We start from the raw sequence: 1,715 nt of genomic DNA on the forward strand, positions 1-1,715 counted from the left end.
CGCCCGGCACCCGCGAACGCCGCGCCGCACTCCACACCGCCCCGCTCGACCCCGCCACCGTCGACGGCCTGCGGCGGCTCGGTGCCCGGCACGGCGCGACCCTGTTCGCCGTCGTGCTCGCCGCCGCCTTCGCCACGCTGCGCACCGCCGCCGGGCAGCACGACCTCACCCTCGGCTGCGCCAGCGGCCACCGGGCCGGGCCTGAGCTGCGCCGCACCGTCGGCCTGGCCGTCAACACCCTCGCCGTCCGCGCGGAGCTGTCCGAGGACGCCCCCTTCGGCGAGGCGCTCGAGCTGGTACGTGGCGCGCTGCTCGACGCCCAGCAGCAGCACGAGGTGCCCTTCGACCTGGTGGTCGAGCGGCTCGGCGCGGCCGCGCGCGGCACCGACGGCACCCCGCTGCTGTCGGTCAGCTGCGACCTCGTGCAGCCCGTCGGCGCCCTGGCGCTGCCCGGGCTGGACGCCGAGAACGTCGAACTCGACCTCGGGCTCGCCAAGTTCGGCCTCGCCCTGCTGGTCGAGGACGGCCCGAGCCCGCGCTGCCTCGTCCAGCACGACCGCGACGCGCTCGACGAGGCCACCGCACGGCGGCTGCTGACGGCCTTCGCCGCCGTGCTGACGGCCCTCGCTCAGGACGGCGAGCAGCGCCTGTCCGACCTGCCCGCCACCCGGCTCGTACCGGCCCGGCACCCCGTGGTCGAGGCGCTGTCGGCCGACCCGAGGGTGGCCGAGGCGGCCGTGGCCGAGACCGGCGACGGACCGCCGCTCGCCTACGCCGTGGTGCGCGGCCCGGTCGCGCCCAGCGGCACCGCCCTGCGCGCCGCCCTCCGGCGGCGCCTCGCACCGGACGAACTGCCCCTCGCCGTCACCGTGTTGGACGAGATGCCCCGGCAGCCCGACGGCGCCCTCGACCACGGCCGGCTGCCCGGCGCGGCCCGGGCCGCCACGCCGCCCAGGGCGGGCGGGCCGATCGACCTGGTCCGCACCGCCTTCGGCGAACTGCTCGGCAGCGTCCCGCCCGCCGACGGCGACTTCTTCGCCCTCGGCGGCCACTCCCTCGTCGCCGTCCAGCTCGCCGAACGCCTGCGCATCCGCACCGGGGTGCCGCTCACCGGCCTCGACATCCTGGAACAGCGAACGCCGGGCGCCCTCGCCGCGCTGCTCGCCACCCGCACCGAGGAGCGCCGCGCCGCCCTCGCCCGCACCGGCGCCCGTCCCCGCCCCGCCTCCCGGACCGGCACCGTCCTGCTCACCGGCGCCACCGGCGGAGTCGGCGCGGCGGTGCTGCAGGAGCTGATGGCCCAGGGGCGGCCGGTCCGCGCGCTCGTCCGGCCCGAGTCGGCGCACCTGCCGGCCCTGCACGGCGCCGAACTGGCCGAGGGCGACCTCGCCGACCCGGACAGCCTGCGCCGCGCGGTCGAGGGAGCGGACGCCGTCATCCACGCCGCCTGCACCTTCACCGACCACGCCACCGACCTCGCCGCCATGCGCGCCCTGCTCGACGGCTGGTCCGGCGGCCCGTTCGTCTTCGTCAGCAGCATCGACGCCTACGGGCGCCCGCCCGGCACGGACGTCCCCGAGGACGCCCCCGGCGGTACGCAGGTCACCCCGTACGGGCAGGCGAAGCTCGACTGCGAGCGGATGCTGTTCGAGGCCGCGTCGGCCACCGGGCGGGGCCCGGCCACCGCCGTCCGCGCCCCGATCGTCTGGGGTCCG

1 protein-coding gene is annotated in these 1,715 nt (G+C 78.5%); it reads left to right on the plus strand.

Translation table 11 applies throughout. From position 1 onward, the window contains the following. On the plus strand, positions 1-1,715 hold a 1,715-nt coding region (locus tag J0670_RS37380), incomplete at both ends, for a condensation domain-containing protein (protein ID WP_207817226.1).

It is taken from the genome of Streptomyces sp. FH025 (assembly GCF_017427025.1).
Classification (GTDB): Bacteria; Actinomycetota; Actinomycetes; order Streptomycetales; family Streptomycetaceae; genus Kitasatospora.